The organism is Paenibacillus residui, assembly GCF_042677205.1.
Taxonomy (GTDB): Bacteria; Bacillota; Bacilli; order Paenibacillales; family NBRC-103111; genus Paenibacillus_L; species Paenibacillus_L residui.
This window is the reverse complement of the sequence record NZ_JBHTIU010000027.1, coordinates 268971-290727: the sequence shown is the minus strand read 5'-3', so window position 1 is coordinate 290727 and position 21757 is coordinate 268971. Positions and strand designations below refer to the sequence as shown.

General features: G+C 50.2%; 18 protein-coding genes. All 18 read left to right on the top strand.

Annotated features, from left to right (window positions below):
• The first annotated feature begins 63 nt into the window (after positions 1-63).
• The 18 genes from ACFQ03_RS08310 to ACFQ03_RS08225 all read left to right on the top strand — a co-directional run bounded on the left by ACFQ03_RS08310 (position 64) and on the right by ACFQ03_RS08225 (position 21730).
• A complete protein-coding gene (locus tag ACFQ03_RS08310) occupies positions 64-4392 on the top strand; it encodes a PolC-type DNA polymerase III (RefSeq protein WP_379287362.1) in 4329 nt (1442 codons plus the stop codon).
• Positions 4393-4672: 280 nt separating this feature from the next.
• Positions 4673-5131: a ribosome maturation factor RimP gene (rimP, locus tag ACFQ03_RS08305; RefSeq protein WP_379287360.1), complete on the top strand. Its 459-nt coding sequence runs from the start codon at positions 4673-4675 to the stop codon at positions 5129-5131.
• 185 nt (positions 5132-5316) lie between these two features.
• Positions 5317-6414 (top strand): transcription termination factor NusA, encoded by a 1098-nt coding sequence (gene nusA, locus ACFQ03_RS08300; RefSeq protein WP_144933090.1) that lies wholly within the window; start codon positions 5317-5319, stop codon positions 6412-6414.
• 73 nt (positions 6415-6487) lie between these two features.
• Positions 6488-6796, top strand: coding sequence for an RNase P modulator RnpM (gene rnpM, locus ACFQ03_RS08295; protein ID WP_144933256.1), 309 nt, complete (start codon positions 6488-6490; stop codon positions 6794-6796).
• Positions 6789-7109, top strand: a complete 321-nt coding sequence (locus tag ACFQ03_RS08290; RefSeq protein ID WP_144933089.1) for a L7Ae/L30e/S12e/Gadd45 family ribosomal protein — start codon at positions 6789-6791, stop codon at positions 7107-7109. The genes rnpM and ACFQ03_RS08290 overlap by 8 nt, the downstream gene beginning before the upstream one ends.
• 1 nt (position 7110) lies before the next feature.
• Positions 7111-9639: a translation initiation factor IF-2 gene (gene infB / locus ACFQ03_RS08285; protein ID WP_449290183.1), complete on the top strand. Its 2529-nt coding sequence runs from the start codon at positions 7111-7113 to the stop codon at positions 9637-9639.
• 5 nt (positions 9640-9644) lie between these two features.
• Positions 9645-10001, top strand: coding sequence for a 30S ribosome-binding factor RbfA (rbfA, locus tag ACFQ03_RS08280; RefSeq protein ID WP_144933086.1), 357 nt, complete (start codon positions 9645-9647; stop codon positions 9999-10001).
• Positions 9998-10990 (top strand): DHH family phosphoesterase, encoded by a 993-nt coding sequence (locus tag ACFQ03_RS08275; RefSeq protein WP_379287357.1) that lies wholly within the window; start codon positions 9998-10000, stop codon positions 10988-10990. The genes rbfA and ACFQ03_RS08275 overlap by 4 nt, the downstream gene beginning before the upstream one ends.
• On the top strand, positions 10987-11901 hold the full coding sequence (truB, locus tag ACFQ03_RS08270) for a tRNA pseudouridine(55) synthase TruB (RefSeq protein WP_379287355.1): 915 nt from the start codon (positions 10987-10989) through the stop codon (positions 11899-11901). The genes ACFQ03_RS08275 and truB overlap by 4 nt, the downstream gene beginning before the upstream one ends.
• A 34-nt stretch (positions 11902-11935) precedes the next feature.
• Positions 11936-12898, top strand: coding sequence for a bifunctional riboflavin kinase/FAD synthetase (locus ACFQ03_RS08265; protein WP_379287353.1), 963 nt, complete (start codon positions 11936-11938; stop codon positions 12896-12898).
• Positions 12899-13165: 267 nt separating this feature from the next.
• Positions 13166-13435 carry a 30S ribosomal protein S15 gene (rpsO, locus tag ACFQ03_RS08260; RefSeq protein WP_144933080.1) on the top strand — a complete coding sequence of 90 codons (270 nt, stop codon included), beginning with the start codon at positions 13166-13168 and terminating at the stop codon, positions 13433-13435.
• Positions 13436-13766: 331 nt separating this feature from the next.
• Positions 13767-15851, top strand: a complete 2085-nt coding sequence (pnp, locus tag ACFQ03_RS08255; protein WP_379287350.1) for a polyribonucleotide nucleotidyltransferase — start codon at positions 13767-13769, stop codon at positions 15849-15851.
• Positions 15852-16018: 167 nt separating this feature from the next.
• The gene (locus ACFQ03_RS08250) at positions 16019-17029 is read left to right on the top strand and encodes a polysaccharide deacetylase family protein (protein WP_379287348.1); all 1011 of its coding nucleotides are present in this window, start codon (positions 16019-16021) and stop codon (positions 17027-17029) included.
• Positions 17030-17071: 42 nt separating this feature from the next.
• A complete protein-coding gene (locus ACFQ03_RS08245) occupies positions 17072-18337 on the top strand; it encodes a M16 family metallopeptidase (protein WP_379287346.1) in 1266 nt (421 codons plus the stop codon).
• Positions 18315-18761 carry a dUTP diphosphatase gene (gene dut, locus ACFQ03_RS08240; RefSeq protein ID WP_379287344.1) on the top strand — a complete coding sequence of 149 codons (447 nt, stop codon included), beginning with the start codon at positions 18315-18317 and terminating at the stop codon, positions 18759-18761. Before ACFQ03_RS08245 ends, dut begins: the two co-directional genes overlap by 23 nt.
• Before the next feature lie 386 nt (positions 18762-19147).
• Entirely contained in the window at positions 19148-20041 is an 894-nt protein-coding gene (gene dpsA / locus ACFQ03_RS08235) for a dipicolinate synthase subunit DpsA (RefSeq protein WP_144933072.1), read from the top strand.
• A 3-nt stretch (positions 20042-20044) separates the two neighbouring features.
• Entirely contained in the window at positions 20045-20641 is a 597-nt protein-coding gene (locus tag ACFQ03_RS08230) for a dipicolinate synthase subunit B (RefSeq protein WP_144933070.1), read from the top strand.
• A gap of 48 nt (positions 20642-20689) precedes the next feature.
• Positions 20690-21730, top strand: a complete 1041-nt coding sequence (locus tag ACFQ03_RS08225; RefSeq protein ID WP_144933068.1) for an aspartate-semialdehyde dehydrogenase — start codon at positions 20690-20692, stop codon at positions 21728-21730.
• Positions 21731-21757 lie beyond the last annotated feature (27 nt).

The following is a 21757-nucleotide window of genomic DNA, read 5'->3' as shown; positions in this document are numbered from 1 at the left end:
CTAAAGAACCGTATATATGGCCTCTGCCCTTTCTCTTTGCCAATATTATGGGGAGGTGGAGAAATGAGCGGGATGCCGGACGGAAGAACCCGTTTCGAGCTGCTGATGAGACAGGCGGATATTGCGCCGGAGATCATAGAGACGCACTTTCGGGATGGTTACATTGACCGGGTGGAGGTAAGCGAGAGCAACTCGGAATGGACTTTCTTCATTCATAAGAACAGCCTGATCCCCTGTGACGTATATCGCGAATTTTGTGCCAAAATAAAGGCGAAGTTCGCCCATATCTCAGAGATCCGCTTCGTGTTTGAATATTCGGACGAAGCGGTCCGCGCCCTGTTGGTGGAAGAATATTGGCCTTTAATGATTGAATGGATTAAGCATAAGGTCATATCGATTAACGGATGGCTGACCAAAGCCAAGATCAAGGTGGAGGGACAGAGGATCAGTCTGCTGCTGCTTGATCAGATCGGTCTTGAGCTGGCGAGGAAGAAGCAGCTGGACCGCTGGATTCAGCGCTATTATGCGGAATTCTTCTCCATTCAATATGATGTGGTTATGCAAATCGGGGAGTCGGCCGAGGAGGAATATCTGGCCTTCGCCAAAATGATCGAGGAAGAGGAAAGAACCGTCACTCAGGAAATGATGATGTCTGCGGAGAAGGAAGCGGCGGAAGCACGCAAATCCGATGATCCTTCCTCGTTGATGATCGGTTTTGAGATCCGGGACGTCCCGGTGCCGCTCATGTCTATCAAGGAAGAAGAAAAGAAGGTTACGGTGCAGGGGCTTGTTTTTGACTTTGATCGCAAGGAACTGAAGAACGGCAGCACTTTATTTTTATTTAATTTGACCGATTATACGGATTCTATCGCCGTCAAGGCTTTCGCCCGAACCAAAGAGGATGTGAAGCTGTACAGTCTTATCTCTAACGGCAAATGGCTCAAAATGAGAGGAAAGGTAGAGTACGACCGGTTTACCAATCCTCCCGAGCTGATGTTCATTCCGCAGGACGTCAATGAAGTAACCCCGCCCGACGACCGCTCCGATGATGCGGAAACGAAGCGGGTGGAGTTCCATCTGCACACGACAATGAGCGCCATGGATGCCGTTACTCCTGTAGACCAATATATTAAGCGGGCGGCGAAATGGGGACACAAGGCGATTGCCATTACCGATCATAGCGGCGTCCAATCCTTCCCCGAAGCTAATCATGCTGCTCATAAGCATGGGATCAAAGTCATTTATGGCCTGGAGGCCAACGTCGTCAATGATTCGATTCCGATCGTCACTCGTCCGGATTCGCGTAAATTGGCCGATGCGACTTATGTCGTATTTGATATAGAAACGACCGGTCTCTCTGTGCTGGATAACAAAATTATCGAGATTGCCGGGACGAAAATGAAAGATTCGCAGGTGATAGACCGTTTCTCCAGCTTCGTCAATCCGCATGAGAGAATACCCTACCATATTACTCAATTGACGAATATTACGGATGAGATGGTGGTGGGGGCGCCGGATCTCGAGGATGTGCTGCCCAAATTTGTCGAATTTGTCGGAGACAGTGTGCTGGTAGCCCATAACGCGACTTTCGACATGGGATTCATTCAGCATTATTGCAAGCAGCTGGGGTTAGGGGAATTGTCCAATCCGTCGCTGGATACGCTGGAAATGGCAAGAATGCTCTATCCTACTCTAAAGAATCACCGTCTGAACACCCTTGCCGACAAATTCAAGGTCAGCCTGGAGAATCATCACCGCGCGATTGACGATGCCGAAGCCTTGGGAAGTATTCTATTCCACATGATCAAGGATGCTCTTGAGCAGGAAATAGAAGATTTGTCTTCGCTAAATCGATTTGTCGGGCAAGATTTGTCCAATACGCGGCCTTTTCACTGCTGTGTCTATGCACTTAACTCCTTGGGCAAGAAAAATTTGTACAAGCTGGTCTCCCTGTCACATACCGATTACTATAATAGAGTTCCGTGCATCCCTAAGAGCAAGCTGACGGAGCATAGAGAAGGACTCCTCGTCATATCCGGCTGCGAGAAGGGCGAATTTTTCGAAACCGTGCTGAATAAATCGCAGGAGGAAGCCGAAGAGGTAGCCCAATATTATGATGTGCTCGAAATTCAGCCTATTGATTTTTATATGCATTTGGTAGACAAAGGATTGGTAGGCAGCCGGGAACAGTTGGAGAATGCGCTCCGTAGAATCGTCCAAATTGGAGAAAAGCTGGGCAAACCGGTCATTGCGACGGGGAATGTCCATTATCTGGATCCTAAAGATAAAATTTGCCGCGATATTACGATCAATGGCATCACCGGATTCAGCCCGCTGAAAGACTTGCGCAAGCCGGATGCGCATTTGCGTACTACGGACGAAATGCTGCAGGCTTTCTCTTTCCTGGGCGAGAAGAAAGCTTATGAAGTGGTGGTAACGAATACCGACTCGCTGGCGGACCGGTTCGAGGAGATAGAGCTCTTCCCGCGCAAGGGGGGGCCGACGGACAACGGCTTGTTCTCCCCTATCATTGAAGGGGCAGACGAGGAGATTCGAACTACCTGCTATGAGACGGCCAAGAGCATCTATGGCGATCCGCTGCCGCAAATTGTTATTGACCGGCTGGAGAAAGAATTGAAGCCGATTATTCAATACGGGTTCTCTGCGAACTATCTGATTTCCGAACGATTGGTCAAAAAATCGAACGCCGACGGGTATTTGGTCGGCTCCCGGGGATCGGTCGGTTCCTCTTTCGTAGCCACCATGCTCGGAATTTCAGAGGTAAATCCGCTGCCTCCTCATTATATATGCGCCCAATGCAAGCATAGCGAATTTTTTACGGATGGAAGCATTCCGAGCGGATTCGACCTCCCGGATAAGGAATGTGAGCAATGCGGAGGCCGGCTGAAGGGGGAAGGGCAGGATATTCCGTTCGAAACCTTCCTGGGGTTCAAAGGGGACAAGGTGCCGGATATCGACTTGAACTTCTCCGGGGAATACCAGCCGGAAGCCCATAACTTTACGAAGGTGATGTTCGGGGAGAAGAGTGTCTTCCGCGCCGGAACGATAGGTACCGTTGCGGACAAAACAGCGTTCGGCTTCGTCAAGAAGTATGAGGAGCTGAAGGGGGAAAGCTGGCGGAATGCAGAGCTGAGGCGTCTGGCTATGGGATGTACCGGCGTTAAACGAAGCACGGGCCAGCACCCGGGCGGGATCGTTGTCGTTCCCGATTATATCGAGGTAGAGGACATTACTCCGGTTCAATATCCGGCTGACGATACGAAATCCGAGTGGAAGACGACTCACTTCGACTACCATGCTTTCGACGAGAATCTGCTTAAGCTCGATATTCTCGGGCACGATGATCCGACGATGATGAGAATGCTCCAGGATCTGACCGGGGTCGATCCGACAACGATACCGATGAATGATCCCAAGGTGATGAGCATCTTTAACTCTACGGAAGCCCTGGGAGTGACGCCTGAGCAAATCCGTTCGCCGGTGGCCACCTACGGAGTGCCCGAGATGGGGACCAAATTCGTCCGGCAGATGCTGCAGGAGACGCAGCCTTCCTCTTTTGCGGATTTGCTGCAGATTTCGGGTCTGTCCCACGGAACCGGCGTATGGTTAGGGAATGCCCAGGAATTGATTCGCAACGGGACCTGCAACATCAAGACAGTGATCGGCTGCCGCGACGATATTATGCTGTATCTCATCTATAAAGCAGGGATGGAAGCCGGCCTCGCCTTCAAAATTACTGAAAGCGTACGGAAAGGGCGCGGGCTGACGGAAGAATGGAAGGAAGAGATGCGAAAGCACAATGTTCCGGCCTGGTATATCGATTCCTGTGAGAAAATTGAATATATGTTTCCCAAAGCGCATGCCGCCGCTTATGTTATTTCCGCAGTGCGGACCGCATATTTCAAGGTGTACCATCCGATTGAGTTCTACGCTACATACTTCTCGGTTCGCGCGGAAGATTTCGATGTGGAATTATTCTGTCAAGGCTATGACGCGATTATGAGAAAGCTGAATGAGATTGAGGAGAAGGGCTTCCAGGCGACTGCGAAGGAAAAGAGCATGGTATCCGTTCTCGAAATGGGGCTGGAGATGACGGCACGGGGCTTCACTTTCAAGCCGATTGATTTGATGCTGTCCGATGCCACCCGTTTCATCATTCGCGGGGATTCCCTGATTCCGCCTTTCTCCGCCGTTCAGGGGATCGGGGAGACGGCGGCCAAGCATATAGCGGCTGCCAAGGAGGATGGGGAGTTTCTTTCGATGGAGGACTTCCAGAACCGGGCCAAAGTTTCCAAGACCGTCCTCGAAATCTTGAATGGAATGGGCTGCTTCAGAGGAATGCCGGAATCCAACCAGCTCTCACTTTTCTAGGCATTCGACGACACCTGCGAAGAGGCGTCCGATAAGAGCAAGGTTTAGACACTGATCCTGCCGGGGTGTGGACGGAATAAGCTTCGAAGGATAAGCCGCTAAGCGGGCTTATTTTTAACAGCCTATTGTAAGGAAAACTCTGTTATGTTATAATTTCTTTTGGTAATAATGATGATATGCGATCGCTTTCGGAGAGTGGGGAAACCCACTCTTTACATTTTGATATAGCCATGCAGGAAGTCCAACCAAGCAGATAATGCAGCGTAAGGGGGCAGTACTATTGAGTTCGCACATCAAAACAACCGTGGAGAAGATGATCCAACCCTATTTGGAAGAACACGCAATGGAACTGGTCGATATCGAATATTTGAAGGAAGGCAGCAACTGGTTCCTCCGTGTTTATGTTGACAAGGAAGGCGGAATCGACATTGACGACTGCGGAAGGCTGAGCGAATATTTGAGCGCTAAGCTGGATGAGAAGGATCCGATTCCGAACGCCTACTTCTTAGAAGTATCCTCCCCCGGAGCGGAGCGACCGCTCAAGAAGCCGGAAGATTTCGTGAAGGCGGTTGACAAGCATGTGTTCGTAACTACATATGAGCCGGTGGATGGATTGAAGGAGTTTGAAGGCAGGCTGAAGTCTTATGACGGCAGCGAGCTGGTTATCGAGGTGGGCAAGAAACAGCATACGATTCCAACTGAGAAAATGGCTAGCGCTAGGCTTGCCATCGTTTTTTAAAAATATAAGAAAGTATAAGTTTCACCTTATACCTGTCTTATATTTAAATATAAGAAAGTATAAGTTTCACCTTATACCTGTCTTATATTTCATCGGTTAAACGAGCCTGTCCCAAGGACGGTTCCTATGTGGTAAAATTTCCGAAGTTTTCGGCTGTTAATTATTGAAAGGGGGAAAGAAGTTCAATGAACACCGATTTTATTGAAGCGCTGCACGAGATTGAAACTCAAAAGGGTATCAGCAAAGATATCCTGATTGAGGCGATCGAGGCGGCATTGATTTCCAGCTACAAACGAAATTTCAACACGGCCCAGAATGTACGGGTCGACATTAACCGGCAGACCGGCTTGATTAAGGTATATGCCCGTAAAACGGTTGCGGACGAGGTGCTTGATCCCCGTCTCGAAATCTCTCTGGATGCGGCCAGAGAGATTAACCCGAACTATCAGTTGGACGACATCGTCGAGATTGAGGTAACTCCTAAGGATTTTGGAAGGATTGCGGCTCAGACGGCTAAGCAGGTCGTGACCCAAAGAATCCGCGAAGCGGAAAGAGGCCTTATCTATAACGCTTTTATTGAGAAGGAAGAAGATATCGTTACTGGAATCGTTCAACGGCAGGATACCAGAAATATTTATGTGGATCTGGGCAAGGTTGAAGCGGTGCTTCCTCTCAACGAATTGATGCCGACCGATAAATTCAAGCATGGAGATCGCATTAAGGCGTATATTACCAAAGTCGAGAATACGACGAAGGGGCCGCAAATTTTTCTGTCCCGTACTCACCCGGGCCTCCTGAAAAGATTGTTTGAGCTGGAGGTTCCAGAAATTTTCCAAGGCGTAGTGGAGATTCGGTCGGTGGCCCGGGAAGCGGGCTTCCGTTCCAAAATTGCCGTCTATTCCCGCGATGCGGAAGTGGACGCGGTTGGTTCCTGTGTTGGGCCGAAAGGCGTGCGTGTACAGGCGATCGTCACCGAGCTTAAAGGGGAGAAGATCGATATCGTCCGCTGGTCCGAAAATGTGGAGGAATACGTAGCCAATGCGCTCAGCCCGTCCAAGGTGCTTGAGGTTAACGTATTTGAAAGCGAGAAGATGTCCAGGGTCATCGTTCCGGACTATCAGCTGTCGCTGGCCATCGGAATCAAAGGGCAGAACGCCCGTCTGGCCGCCAAGCTGACCGGCTGGAAGATTGATATTAAGAGTGAAACGCAGGCCGAGCAGGAATTCGGCCGGGAGAAAACTTTTACAGAAGAGATGCCTCAGGATTCGGCAAGCTTTGATTAAAGCGTTCGCTGATGCATGACTAATTTGTGAGGCTCGTATAATACAAGGCAGTTCTTGGGAGCGGGTGATGGAATTGAGGCAGAGAAAAGTACCCTTAAGAAAATGTGTAGCTTGCCAGCAAATGATGGCCAAGAAAGAATTGATTCGCGTGGTCAAAACGCCAGACGATGAAATCTTGATTGATCTGACCGGCAAGAAGTCGGGAAGAGGAGCTTATCTCTGCGGCAAATTGTCCTGTTTCAAGCTCGCCAAAAAAAGCAGAGCTTTGGACAGGGCTCTCAAACACAGCGTCGGCGATCAGATTTATGATCAGCTGGAGCAGGATTTTATTCGAGTGGAAGATGAATTTTTAGCTGCTAAGGAAGAGTCGGACGATGAATAGCAATAAATTGTTATCCGGTCTTGGTCTAGCCATGCGGGCGGGGAAGCTTGTCACCGGTGACGAAGGGGTGCTGGACGCCATCCGCACCGGGAAAGCAAAGCTGGTCCTTCTCGCAGTTGACGCTTCCGAGAATACAAGCAAAAAGTTCAGGGACAAATGCCTGACTTATCAAGTCCCTTTAATCGAATACGGTACTCGGGAACAACTGGGATCTAGTGTCGGTAAAGCGGAACGGGTCATAATGGCGGTTACCGATCCCGGATTTGCACAGGTGATAGCAAGGGCGAAGGCAAATCTAGCGGAGGTGGAGTAATTTGAGTAAAAACGAAAACAAAGATAAATTGAGGGTTTATGAATATGCCAAGTCTTTAAACATGAGCAGCAAAGAAATCATTACCATATTAAAGCGTCTAAATATTTCGGTCAACAATCATATGAGCGTGATGGAGAGGGAGGCGGTGGAGGCCGTGGAAAAATTTTTCCGCGACGTCAAGGCTAACGCCGCCGCGAAACGGGCTGCTTCGGAGGATAGTGCCGCAGTGAGTTCAGCAGCGTCCGCCCCCAAGAAGCAGCCGTCACAATCGGCCGCTGGAGGGGAAGACATGAAGAAAAACCAAGGAACAGGACAGCAAACGAAACAGTCATCGCCGCGCAATCAATCTCAGCAAGGTTCATCGAATACACCTAATAAGAAAAAGCAGGGCAATGGCGGAGGTCAGAATCAGCAAGGAAGTAACAAGCCTGCCGCAGGCCGTGATGCACGCCCGCAAGGGGGACAACGGCAGGACGGCAACCGGAATCGCAAGCCCGAAACTGTAGCAGCGGCGGATTCCGCTTCCGGGAATGCGAATCGGAACAATAATCGCGGACCGCAGCCCAAGACAAACGGGAAAGTTCCGCGCAGTCCGCTGGGCGGCGTAGATGATCTGGATATTAAAGCTAACGAAGGAGTCACCAACAAAAAGACGAAGCCGAATCAAAGACGCTTCGATGACAATAAAGCAGGCTCTTCCAAAGGTAATTTCCGGAACAACCGTTCAGGCAAAGGAGGCAGACAGCAGTCTCCCGTGCGTAAAGAAAAGGTGGACAACACTCCGAAGAAGATTATCGTTCGCGGAACGATGACCGTAGGCGAGCTGGCCAAGCTGCTGCATAAGGATGTATCCGAAGTCATTAAGAAGCTGCTCTTCCTGGGAGTTATGGCGACCATTAACCAAGAGCTTGATCTTGATACGATTCAATTAATTGCATCGGAATATGGTGTGGAAGTCGAATTGAAAATTCCGGTAGATGAAGAGAACTTCGAGCTGATTGAAGAAGTGGACGATGAAGCCGATCTGATGGAACGTCCTCCGGTTGTTACCATTATGGGTCATGTTGACCATGGTAAAACGACCCTGCTGGATGCCATCCGTTCTACAAGCGTAACGGAAGGGGAAGCGGGCGGAATCACTCAGCATATCGGGGCCTATCAGGTGGAAGCACAGGGCAAGAAAATTACATTCCTGGATACTCCGGGCCACGAAGCCTTCACCACGATGCGTGCCAGAGGAGCACAGGTTACGGATATTACCATTCTTGTCGTTGCTGCCGATGACGGCGTCATGCCGCAAACCGTAGAGGCGATCAGCCATGCCAAAGCGGCAAATGTGCCTATTATCGTTGCGGTTAACAAAATCGACAAGCCTGAAGCGAATCCGGACCGGATCAAGCAGGAATTGACCGAATATGAGCTTGTCCCTGAGGAATGGGGCGGAGATACGATCTTCGTCAATGTCTCAGCCAAGCAGAAGATCGGCCTTGAGAATCTGCTCGAGATGGTTCTCCTTGTCGCCGAGGTGCAGGAGTTGAAGGCCAACCCGAACAAACGCGCCAGAGGAACGGTGATTGAGGCCGAGCTGGATAAAGGAAGGGGACCGGTTGCCCGCATTCTGATTCAGCATGGTACGTTGAAGGTTGGAGACAGCTTTATTGCCGGGGTTTGCTTTGGCCGCGTGCGTGCAATGGTCAATGATAGAGGCAAGAAGCTGAAGGAAGCCGGGCCGTCCACTCCGGTAGAGATTACCGGACTGACGGAGGTGCCTCAAGCCGGTGATCCGTTCCTGGCTTATGAGGATGAGCGCAAGGCGAGAGCGATCGCCGAGAAGCGGGCCTCTACGCTGAGGCAGTCCGAGATGGGTGCGAGCTCCCGCGTTACGCTGGATGATTTGTATAAGCATATCAAGGAAGGCGAAATCAAGGAGCTCAACATCATTATTAAAGCGGACGTTCAAGGTACCGTGGAAGCTCTGAGAGGCTCGCTGGAAAAAATCGATGTAGAGGGCGTGCGGGTTAAAATTATCCACACTGGCGTAGGAGCGATTACCGAATCGGATATTATCCTTGCCTCGGCCTCCAACGCGATTATTATCGGCTTTAACGTTCGTCCGGAACCGGCGGCGAAAGTGACCGCGGATCAGGAGAAGGTGGATATTCGACTCCATCGCGTAATTTACAGCGCCATAGAGGAAATTGAATCGGCGATGAAGGGAATGCTCGATCCGGAATATAAGGAAAATGTCATCGGACACGCGGAAGTCAGAGAAACCTTCCGTATATCCAGGATCGGTACGATTGCCGGCTGCATGGTTACTCAAGGTAAAATCATTCGCTCGGCGGAAGCTCGCCTGATTCGCGACGGAATCGTCATCTACGAAGGCCATCTTGACTCCCTGAAGAGGTTTAAGGATGATGCCAAAGAAGTAGCTCAAGGATATGAATGCGGAATTACATTGGAACGGTTTAACGATATCAAAGAAGGAGATATCATTGAGGCGTTCGTAATGGAAGCCGTTGAGAGGTGATTGCAATGTCCAGAATCCGTACGGGCAGAGTGGGAGAACAAATCAAGAAAGAGCTAAGCCAAATCATTCAGAACGAATTCAAGGATCCGAGAATTGGTTTTGTAACGATTACCGGCGTGGATGTGACGAATGATCTCTCCCAAGCCAAGGTTTATCTGAGCGTCTTAGGTTCCGATGAAGAGAAGGAAGAGACTTTAAAGGCGCTGAATCGCGGGATGGGGTTTCTGCGGTCGGAATTGTCCAAACGAATCCGGCTTAGGGTTACTCCCGAGCTGATCTTTAAATTCGACACTTCGATCGATTACGGAACCCGCATCGAGAAATTGCTGGGACAAATTAACGAGGAGAAGCCGAAGCCATGACAGGCAAAGGAAATGATTTCGAGAAGCAGGTGATGGCGGCCGTTGAATTTATTCGCCGCCATGACCGGTTTCTGGTCGTGTCGCATCTTAATCCGGACGGGGATGCCATCGGCTCCACCTTGGCGGTCGGTTTAATGCTGGAGTATTTGAACAAGACCTACAAGATGGTTAATGAGGACCCGCTTCCCTCCAAATTCAATCTTCTGAGGGGCAGCGACCGGGTGCTGTTTGCTTCCGAGCTGTCGGAAGATGAGCCGTATGACGCCGTTATCAGTCTCGATTGTGCGGATTTTCGGCGAATGGGAGAGCTGCATAAGCGAGTTAAACCGGAAACTCCACTGCTCAATATCGATCATCATGCCACAAATGAAGGGTTCGGCACCTGCGTCTGGATTGAAGCCGAGGCTGCCGCAACCGCGGAAATGCTGTACGCTTTGGTGAACGGATTGGGCATTCCATGGACTGAAGATTTGGCGAAGTGCATCTATACCGGGTTGTTGACCGATACCGGCGGTTTTCGTTATGCGAATACAGGCCCCCAAGTGCTGCGCATTGCCTCCGAGATGCTGGATTACGGGGTGCGGGCCAGCGAGCTGGCCAACGTTCTGCTGGAGCAGATGACTTACCCTCAGCTTGTTCTGCTGCAGAAGTCGCTCGCCCGGCTTTCTTTCGCCTATGAACGCAGGGTAGCCTGGGTCAGCGTGACCGCCCGGGATATGGCCGAAGCGCAAGCGGCGAACGAAGATATAGAGGGACTGGTCAATTATCCGCGCAATATCGAAGGGGTGGAAGTGGGCCTGCTGTTTAAGGAAACAGGGGAAGATACTTTCAAGGTCAGCTTGCGCTCCAACGGTAAAGTGGACGTGGCACGAATTGCCAAATCATTCGGCGGGGGCGGACATACGTTAGCGGCAGGATGTACGCTGACGGGAACATTGGATCAGGTAACCTCACAATTAGTAAAGGAAGTAGGTTTGGCTCTCGAATGACGTTGGAAGGCGTGTTGCCGGTATTGAAGCCGGCGGATTATACATCTCATGATGTGGTGGTCAAGGTTAGGCGAATCACCGGGGTGAAAAGGATCGGCCATACTGGAACGCTGGATCCTAAAGTAACGGGAGTGCTTCCTCTCTGTATCGGAAGGGCTACCCGGGTGGTTGAGTATATTCAGGACATGCCGAAAGAATATGAAGCGACCCTTACGCTGGGTTTGGCAACCGATACGGAGGATCTAAGCGGCAGGATAGTGGAGGAAGTGGAAACTGTACAGGTCAGCGAGGATCAAATTCGTGCAGCTGTGCAGTCGTTCATCGGTACGATCGAGCAAATACCGCCCATGTACTCCGCGGTGAAAGTGGAAGGACGGCGTTTATACGAACTGGCCAGAATGGGGCAGGAAGTCGAAAGGAAGAAAAGACAGGTAACCATCTATGGAATCGACCTTCTGGAAATGAAGCTGGACCGTCCTCATCCTGAAATAAAGTTTAGGGTGCGCTGCTCCAAAGGAACCTATATTCGAACCTTGTGCACGGATATGGGGAGGCAATTAGGATATCCTGCGGTTATGTCTGACCTGGTCCGCTCATCGACCGGGGCAATTACGCTTGATCGATGCCTGTCCATTCCGGAAATCGAAGAGCTGATGAAGGAAGGCAGGCTTTCCGAACGGCTGATACCGACTGATCAAGCAATCCCCCATATTCCCAAGGCATACGTGTCGGAAGCGCATGCTGTCAGAGCTCTGCAAGGCCGAATGGTCCGCCCGGAGGAACCTCTAGCCGAAGAATGGAACGGACGAGTCATGCGGGTTTATTCGGCAGCCGCAACTCATCCATTTCTTGGAATTTTCCGATGGGACGCAGAGCGCGCTCTTCTGATTCCGGAGAAGATTTTCAATTAAGCTGACATCTCGTAAGAATTGCAGGTGAATCCAAGTGCAGGTTTTCCATATTCAATATCCGACCCGATTGCCTCTTGAAGGAATGCCTTCTTCCCAGGTGATGGCGATTGGAGAATTCGACGGAGTTCATCTAGGTCACCGGGAAGTGATATCGAGGGCTGTGCAGACGGGGGCATCGCTCGATCTGCCCGCTTCCGTCATGACTTTCGATCCTCATCCGCGAGCGGTGCTTGGACATGATAATTATACTCAGAGCTTGACACCGTTAGCCAAAAAATTAGAACTATTCGAACAAATGGGAGTCCATTGCACTTATATCGTAGAATTTCATCCCGAGTTTGCGAAGCTGACACCGGCTGAATTTGTGGAGCAATTTTTAATGCCGCTCGGTGTCAGCTCGGTCATTGTCGGGTTTGACTTCAGATTTGGGCACCGGGGCTCGGGCACTCCCGACACACTGTGTGAATTAAGCCGGGGCCGGTTTGCTGTCGAAGTGGTCCGGCCGTTTCTTATGGACGGCGAGAAGGTAAGCAGCACAAGGATCCGGGAACATCTCAAGGCTGGGCAAATGGAGGAGGCAGGGACTCTGCTAGGGCGCCGGTATACGGTACGCGGGCTTGTGGTAGAGGGGGACAAGAGGGGGCGGACCATCGGCTTCCCTACAGCGAACATAGATCCTGCCGAATCCGAAGCTTATGTCATGCCGGCGAACGGAGTCTATGCGGTCAGAGTAATCTGGGAAGGCAATGTGTATTACGGGGCGGCAAATATCGGGGTAAAACCGACCTTTTCAGGTGACCGGAAACTTCCTGTGCTCGAGGTCCATTTGCTGGACTATGAAGGAGATCTTTACGGGAGAAGCCTGGAAGTGGAGTTTTTATATTTCATCCGGAGTGAGCGGAAGTTTTCCTCTGTCGATGAACTGATAATGCAAATCGGGACCGATGTGAAAGACATCAGGACCAAGCTGTCTATATTGCCGCATAAGAATCTGTAGTTTTTACAGCGTTTAAGACGGTGTGAGAAAGATTCAAATCGGCATAAAAAGCTGCCTTCTAAATCCGGGTTGAGCAGTGTCTGCGCTACGAGCTTTTTTATCATAAGGGCCATTTACTTGGCTTACCTTATTATGTTATACTGAATTGTGTTCGTCTTATGGAGGGTAATCTCTCCGGGACGAAGACTGAACCTCAGCGCGGACATCCGCTGCTCCGGCGGTTTCTGGGCTGCAGGCGATTCTTTAGATTATGAGGAGGTGAACAGGATGGCACTTACCCAAGAACGTAAGCAACAACTGATTCAGGAGCATAAGGTTCACGAGACGGATACCGGTTCTCCTGAAGTACAAATTGCTATCCTTACGGAAAACATCGTAAACTTGACCAATCATTTGCGTACGCACAAGAAAGACCACCATTCTCGCCGCGGTCTTTTGAAGATGGTCGGACAACGCCGTAAGCTGTTGGCCTATTTGAAGAATAACGATGTTAAACGTTACAGCGCGTTAATCGAGAAATTGGGTCTTCGCAGATAGGTTCAATTGTAGAAAAGCAACTTTGTTTAATCATGCAGTACTTCTGCATAGACGGCAAGGTTGCTTTTTCGCATACTTTCTTTTTGCAAGACACCCCCCTCTTATGGAAGAAAGACGAAGGAGTTGTCCTCGGAAACAGACTTTTATTCTGCTTCCCTGATCTTTCCCGGCAATGCACATGCGTCTTCCCCATTAAGATACGGAAATGGTTTCCGTGGGTCTTTTATAGTTCCTGTTAGGAAGCAAGTCGATTATGATTTGCTGTCAAGAAGGAAATGCTAGTACTGATGCAGAATAATTAGAACCAAGTCCCACATAGCAGGAGGTAAGTATGGAGAAGAAAATACATATGGAACTAGGCGGCAGACCGCTCACTCTCGAAACGGGAAGATTGGCCAAGCAGGCCAACGGAGCGGTTATGGCCCGTTACGGGGATACGGCTGTTCTATGTACCGTAACCGCATCGTCAGATCCTAAGGATCTCGATTTTTTCCCATTGACGGTCAACTATGAAGAAAGATTGTATTCCGTCGGCAAGATTCCCGGAGGCTATCCTAAGAGAGAAGGAAGACCGACGCAGAAAGCTATTCTGGCCAGCCGTCTCACAGACCGGCCGATCCGTCCGTTGTTTCCTGAAGGCTTCCGCAACGATGTGCAAATCGTCAATATAGTAATGAGCGTTGAGCAGGATTGCTCACCGGATATAGTTGCCATGATCGGTACATCGGCTGCACTCAGCATCTCTGATGTCCCGTTCAACGGACCGATCGGTGGAGTCATTGTCGGACGGGTCGACGGCCAGTTCGTTATTAATCCGACCGTGGAGCAGAGCAAGGTAAGCGAGCTTTACCTCGTTGTTGCCGGTACGAAGGATGCCATCATGATGGTGGAAGCTGAGGCTCACGAGGTTCCCGAGGAAATTATGCTGGAAGCGATCATGTTCGGGCATGATGAAATTAAGAAAATCGTGGAGAAAATCGAGCAGTTTACCGCGGAAAACGGCAAGCCCAAAATGGAAGTAAAGCTGCATCAAATCGATGAAGAAGTAGATGCTGCAGTACGCGCTTATGCCCATGAACGTCTGGTGGAAGCGGTACGCATTCCGGAGAAGCAAGCCCGCCAGGATGCGATTGACGCCATCAATGCGGAAGCTGTCGAGCATTTTACCGCCGTTTATGAAGAGATTCCCGAACGGATGAGCGACGTCAACGAGGTGCTTTACAACATTGTGAAAGAAGAAGTCCGCCGTCTGATAACCCATGATAAGGTTCGACCCGATGGCAGGGCTTTGGACGAAATCCGTCCGATTGAATGCGATACCGGCCTGCTGCCGAGGACTCACGGCTCCGCCCTGTTCACGCGCGGACAAACTCAAGCCCTCAGTATTTGTACGCTGGGCGCCTTGGGCGATGTTCAAATCTTGGACGGACTGGATCTGGAAGAGACCAAGCGGTTCATGCACCATTACAATTTCCCGCCGTTCAGCGTAGGGGAAGCCAGACCGCTGCGCGCGCCGGGCAGACGGGAAATCGGACACGGAGCTTTGGGAGAAAGAGCCTTGGAGATGGTTATTCCGTCCGAGAGCGAGTTCCCCTATACCATTCGTCTTGTTTCCGAAGTGCTGGAATCCAACGGCTCGACTTCGCAAGCAAGTATATGCGCAAGCACAATGGCTTTAATGGATGCTGGAGTGCCGATTAAAGCTCCGGTAGCCGGAATTGCGATGGGTTTGATTAAGGATGGGGAGAATGTATCTATCCTGACGGATATTCAAGGAATGGAAGATCACCTTGGAGATATGGACTTTAAAGTGGCGGGAACGTCCGCAGGGGTGACGGCCATCCAAATGGATATCAAAATCGACGGGATCGACCGCAAGATTTTGTCAGAAGCGTTAAGCCAAGCGAGAGAGGGACGGATGTTCATTCTGGATAAAATGCTCCAGACGATCAAAGAGCCGAGGAAAGAGCTCTCGCCATATGCACCCAAGATTATTACCCTGCATATTAACCCGGATAAAATTAGAGACGTCATCGGTTCCGGCGGCAAGATCATCAATAAGATCATTGATGAGACAGGTGTTAAAATCGATATCGAGCAGGATGGAACCGTCTATATTGCCTCCTCCGATGCTGAAATGAACGAGAAGGCCAAGAACATCATCGAAGGCATTGTCCGGGAGGTTGTAGTAGGTGAAACCTACCTCGGTACGGTCAAACGGGTTGAGAAATTCGGTGCTTTCGTCGAGATTCTTCCCAATAAGGAAGGGCTTGTTCATATCTCGCAATTGTCAACCGAACGGGTGGCCAAGGTTGAGGATGTAGTTTCTGTCGGCGATTCGATTACCGTCAAAGTGACCGAGATCGACTCCCAAGGAAGAATCAATCTTTCGCGGAAGGCTACTTTGACCCAATAATTTGTTCCTTTACAATAAATACGATAAAATAAAGAGTCAGATCAGTCTGTCTCTTTTTTATTTGAACCTCATTCTAATCCTTCCCTGCCCAGCATAAGATGGGACAAACAAGGAACTCGGCCGTATTTTCAGCCGGGTACCCAATATTGATCCGGGGAGAATAGAAGATGAGCGCTAATAAACGTTTGGCTTCGGTCATAGCCGGAATAGGGGCTGTCATCTTTGCTTTGTTCCAGATGCCGTTCATGCAGGACTACTTTGACCATGTCAAGGGCAAGGCGGGGCCGGAGGCGATACCTGTCTTTGGCCAGCTCAATGCCAAGCCCAAGGACAGGGCAACGCCCGAGGAGAGGCTCGAAGCGATTCGAAGAGAGGCGGCGAGGCTTTATATCCCTCCGATTGATGCTAAGCTCGACCGGGTGTGGAAAGCGATTCCCGGTTATAACGGGCGGGAAGTGGATGTGGAAAGAACCCTGCAGCTGTCCAAGGACTGGATTCCCGGTCAGAAGCTGCCGCTTGTCTTTCGCGAAATTCCGCCCAAGGTTTCATTGGACGATTTAGGCGCGCAGCCTATCTACAAGGGAAATCCGAATAAGCCGATGGTTGCTCTTATGATCAATGTCGCTTGGGGGAATGAGTTTATACCCGGCATGCTGGAGACGTTAGAGCAAGAAAATGTCAAGGCAACCTTTTTCCTGGACGGGTCTTGGTTAAGCAAAAATGTGGAAATCGCCAAGCAAATTGCTTCCAAGGGGCATGAAATGTCCAACCACGCCTATTCTCATAAAAATATGAGCCAGCTTGGCCGAGAGCAGGCCGTTCAGGAAATCAGCAAGACGGAAAAGCTGCTTAAGGAGCATCTCGGGGTAGAGAATAAGCTGTTTGCGCCGCCCTCGGGGGATTTTAACCAGCAAACGGTAAAAATTGCCGCTGAATTAAACTTGAAGACGGTGCTATGGACTATTGATACGGTGGATTGGAGGAAGCCTTCCCCGCAAACCATTCTTACCAGAATAGCCAATCGCCTCGAGCCGGGGGCGATGATTCTAATGCACCCGACGGAATCTGCTTCGCTGTCCCTGGAAGGGATGATCAAGGAAATTAAAGGAAGAGGGCTTGTTCTCGGCACGGTTGGCGAATTGTTATCTTCCGATCGGGTACCTGATCCGGGAGAATGAGTTAGCAGGGGAGCCTTGCGAAACCTGTATAGGAGGAAAATAGTGATCAAACATCAATTATCGAATGGCTTAAGGGTTGTTCTCGAGCCGATCCCGTCCATCCGATCCGTGGCGATCGGAATATGGGTGAAGACCGGGTCGAGGAATGAAACACCGGAGCAGAATGGCATTTCGCATTTTATAGAGCACATGCTCTTTAAAGGAACGGACCGTTATTCTGCGCGGGATATCGCTGAGGTGTTCGACGGTATCGGGGGCAACGTCAACGCGTTTACGACGAAGGAATATACTTGTTACTATGCTAAAGTTTTGGATGAACATCTGCCTATTGCGGTGGATGTGCTGGCGGATATGTACTTTCATTCCCGTTTGGATGAGAGCGAACTGGAGAAAGAACGGAATGTCATTCTGGAGGAAATCTCCATGTATGAGGACACTCCGGATGATCTGGTTCATGATCTGTTGGCCAAAGCCGTTTACGGCGATCATTCCTTAGGCTATACTATTCTGGGCGTCGAAGACAATCTGAACCGGATGAATTCGGATACTCTGCGCGAATATATGAACCAACATTATACAGTCGATAATACGGTGATCAGTGTAGCCGGGAATATAGATGAGAATGCGGTTAAGCTGCTGGAGAAACACTTTGGCGGGGCTCACCGTTCGGGCTCCCCGGTCGTTTACGAAGCTCCCGGATTTGTCGGAGACCTGATCTATCACGAGAAGAAAACCGAGCAAAATCATATTTGTTTGGCTTTGCCGGGGCTCTCGCTGACGGATCCTCGCTACTACGCAATGATTCTTCTAAACAATACGATAGGCGGCGGAATGAGCTCCAGGCTGTTCCAGGAGATCAGGGAGAAGAGAGGGCTGGCTTACTCTGTCTATTCCTATCACTCTTCGCACGTCGATAACGGAATGTTCGTAATTTATACGGGCACGGCTCCCAAACAGACGGAAGAGGTACTTAAGGTTTCTATGGAGATCATTGAAGAAATGATCGTCCAGGGGCTGACAGACGCGGAATTGAACAAGGGGAAGGAGCAGTTGAAGGGCAGTCTCCTCCTGAGCTTGGAGAGCACGAGCAGCCGGATGAACCGGATGGGCAAGAACGAGCTTATGCTCGGCCGCCATTTGACCATCGATGATATTATCGGCAAGATTGAGGCGGTTACGCAGGAAGAAATTCGGCAGGTGACGAAGGAATTGTTTTCCCGGCCTTTCGCTTTAGCTATGGTTGGACAATCAGATAAAGTCATACAAGGATTCAGGAGGGATCAACTTGCAGCATTTGGTTCAAATTAAGAGGCTTCCGGGAAATGAAGATATTCAGCTTCCGCAGAAAATGTCCGAGCTGGCCAGCGGATTCGACCTATATGCCGCTGTATCGGAGCCGGTCACGCTTCAGCCGGGAGAAAGGGGCCTGATCCCGACCGGATTTAGTCTGGCCATGCCGGGTGAGCTGGAGGCCCAAATCCGGCCGCGGAGCGGATTGGCCCTTAAGCACGGGATTACGGCTCTTAATTCCCCCGGAACAGTGGATGCCGATTATCGGGGGGAGGTCAAGGTTCTGCTGATCAATCATGGTCAGGAACCGTTCGTGATATCCCGCAATGAGCGAATTGCGCAGATGGTGTTTCAGTACGTTCCCACTGTTCGCTTGGAAGAAGTGGAGGAATTGTCAGAGACCGGGAGGGGCGCCGGGGGATTCGGACATACCGGCAAATAAACTCACGTTCCTAATACGAGCGGAGATCGTTGATAATGCCGCCGTAACCATATTTTCAATGAAGACTGCCGATTTGGAATTCGGCGGTCTTTTTTATTTTTATATGAAAAGCACTGTATAAATCTTAATTGAAGCAGGCAGGAAGGCGATCGGGAACAGCGGAAGGGTTTAGCCGCCGTTAAAGCGCAGAAATTCCTGGCAGGCTTTTCAAGATCCGGGATCCCGCATAGGCTTCGAAAGCTATTCGTCACTTTTGAGGAGACCGGTTGTTGCCGGGGAGACGACGGTCCGGCAACAAAACGCGGGCCATTGACGCTGTCACCCCTTACTGGGCCTCGGCATAAACTATTTTATCGAGAACGGCATTTGAGAAAAGGGTGTTGACATTGCTTACCGGAATCCAAGTTACATTCATAGGCGGAGATGCCCGGCAGTTGGAAGTCATAGAGCAATTATCGGAATTGGACGCTTCGGTGCAATTGATCGGCTTTGACAATCTTCAATCCTCATATAACGGAGTTACCCGGGCGAAGCTTCTGCCCGAGTCCTTGAGCAAGAGCGATGCAGTCGTTCTGCCTGCTTCGGGGATGGAAGACGATGGTCAAGTGATGTCGATCTTCTCTTCAGAGGAGCTCATTCTTGACGATGCCCATATGAAAGCACTCCCCGGCCACTGCAAGATCTATACGGGGATAGCCAAGCCTAATCTGAAAATGCTGTGCGGCAAAAATTCCGTAGGGCTTGTTGAGCTGTTTGAACGTGATGATGTAGCTATTTTCAATTCCATACCTACGGCCGAAGGCGCGCTTATGATGGCTATCCAAAATACGGACATAACTATTCACGGCTCCAGAAGCATGGTTCTGGGAATGGGAAGAACAGGGCTGACGATGGCCAGGACGCTGCAGGGATTGGGGGCTAAGGTAAAAGTAGGAATAAGGAAGCCGGAGCATTATGCCCGGGCATGGGAAATGGGCTTCGAGCCTTTCTATATCCGTGATTTAGCCGAACATGTCAAGGAGATCGACTTGATTTTTAATACGATACCGACTATGATTATCACAGCACAGATCATTGCCAAAATTCCTCACCGCGCCTTGATTATTGACCTTGCTTCGAAGCCTGGCGGAACCGATTTTCGCTTCGCGGAGAAGAGAGGGATCAAAGCGCTGCTTGCTCCTGGCCTTCCGGGAATTGTCGCGCCGAAGACCGCTGGCCGAATCATTGCCCGTGCCCTCAGCAGTTTGTTGATGGAAGATGCAGGAAAAGGGAGGAATTGAGGAATGAATTGGCATGGTAAAACGGTTGGATTTGCGCTCACCGGTTCGCACTGCACTTATGCCGAAGTGATGCCGCAAATAGAAAGATTCGTGAAGGCGGGTGCAAGAGTCATTCCTATTGCGTCTTATACGCTGATGACTACGGACACCCGCTTTGGGACGTCAGAAGATTGGCAAAAACAGTTGAAAGAAATTACGGGGAATGATATTATTTCTACAATTGTAGATGCTGAACCGCTTGGACCCTCCAAGCTGTTGGATGTGCTGGTTATCGCCCCCTGTACCGGGAACACGACGAGCAAGCTGGCCAACGCCTTGACGGAAAGTCCGGTGCTGATGGCCGCGAAGGCTCAGATGAGAAATCAGAGACCGGTAGTTCTCGCCATTTCCACGAATGACGGCCTCGGCTTGAACGCAGCCAACATAGCCAAACTGCTTGTAGCAAAGAACATTTACTTCGTTCCCTTCGGGCAGGATGCCCCCAATGTCAAAGCAAATTCTCTCGTATCTAGAATGGATCTCATTATGGAAACCTGTGAACAAGCTTTGCAAGGCAGGCAGCTACAGCCTCTATTGATCGAACGTTTTAATTATACCTAAACTGCATTAGCAATTTTCATAGAATGATAGATAAGGGAGAGTCAGGACATGTCGAATCAAAAACTGTACAATGTAGCTATCGTGGGAACTACCGGAGCGGTAGGTCAACAAATTATTCGTCTATTGGATGAAAGGAACTTTCCCGTAAAAGAATTAAAGCTGCTGGCTTCCAAGAGGTCGGCGGGTACCAAGGTCCAGTTTAAAGATCGGGAAGTGACCATTGAAGAAGCCACTCCGAACAGCTTCGAAGGAGTGGACATTGCTTTTTTCAGCGCCGGAGGCGATGTAAGTAAAGAACTCGTGCCTCATGCTGTCAAGAGCGGGGCGGTGTGCATCGATAACACCAGCGCATACCGGATGGACCCGGGAACCCCTCTGGTCGTTCCGGAAGTCAATGCGCACAAGATTCAAGAACATAAAGGCGTGATCGCGAATCCGAACTGTTCTACGACCCAGATGGTCGTGGCTCTGAAGCCGCTTCATGATCGTTACGGAATCTCCCGCGTGATTGTGTCTACTTACCAGGCTGTGTCCGGGGCAGGAAATCGGGCGATCGATGAAATGTATAAGCAGTCAAGAGAGGTGCTGGAGGGCAAATCCGTTCAACCTGATATTCTTCCGGTAGGCTCCCTGCCTGTCAAGCATCAGATTGCTTTTAACGCCATTCCGCAAATTGACAAGTTCTGGGAGAATGGCTTTACCAATGAAGAAATGAAAATGATTTTGGAAACGAAAAAAATTATGGGTGACGAGTCGATTGAAGTGACTGCGACCTGTGTCAGAATTCCGGTCGCATTCGGACATTCCGAGTCGGTTTATATCGAACTGAACTCCGACTTTGAAATGGAGGAAGTCAGGAAATTGCTGGCGGATGCACCGGGACTCGTTCTGGTCGACAATCCGGAAGCCCAGCAATATCCGTTGGCGACGGAGGCGACAGGAAAGCTGGATACTTACGTAGGGCGACTGCGCAGAGATTTATCGAATCCAAGGGCTCTGAATATGTGGATTGTGTCCGATAATCTGCTTAAAGGGGCGGCATGGAATTCAGTACAAATCGGTGAATATCTGATTGCCGAGAAGAACTGATCAGCTTATTGCGGCTTGAGGTCCCAT